The organism is Pseudoalteromonas sp. S3431, from assembly GCF_000690035.1.
Lineage (GTDB): Bacteria > Pseudomonadota > Gammaproteobacteria > Enterobacterales > Alteromonadaceae > Pseudoalteromonas > Pseudoalteromonas fuliginea.
This window is the reverse complement of sequence record NZ_JJNY01000107.1, coordinates 1-539: the sequence shown is the minus strand read 5'-3', so window position 1 is coordinate 539 and position 539 is coordinate 1. Positions and strand designations below refer to the sequence as shown.

General features: G+C 35.4%; 1 protein-coding gene. It reads right to left on the bottom strand.

The window, feature by feature from the left end:
- Window positions 1-117 precede the first annotated feature (117 nt).
- Complete coding sequence (locus tag DO88_RS01220) at window positions 118-384, bottom strand: DksA/TraR family C4-type zinc finger protein (protein WP_033040954.1); 267 nt, start codon at window positions 382-384, stop codon at window positions 118-120.
- Window positions 385-539 lie beyond the last annotated feature (155 nt).

Below are 539 nucleotides of genomic sequence, written 5' to 3'. Positions count from 1 at the left end.
GTTAAATTGATCAAAGATTTATGCTGGTTGGTATAACTATGGAGGGATTTAATTTTATAAATTTTCAAATACTTATTTAGATTGGTATTAAATAAAAAGGTGCTTTTCAGCACCTTTTTAACGCAACTGACTATCTTTACTGCCACGTCTATTAAACGATTTAGCGCTAGTATCATTGCCTTCTATTGCAGCTTGGCATGCAACACAATAACGCACTCCAGGTAACGCGAGCCTTCGTGCTTGTGGGATTTTCTCACCACACTCATCACATAGCTCTGCACTTGCGCCAGATATTAAATTGCTTCTTGCAAACTGCACGGCGTCGTTAACACTTGCATCAATTTGATCTTGAATTGCACCGTCTCGTGCCCATCCACTTGCCATAAATCCTCCTAATAAAGTTGGATGTTTAAATTTATGCTACCAAATTGAATCTTTATAAGTACTGAATATTTTTGGATTTTTGGATTTTTGGATTTTTGGATTTTTGGATTTTTGGATTTTTGGATTTTTGGATTTTTCAACACTAATAACACTTC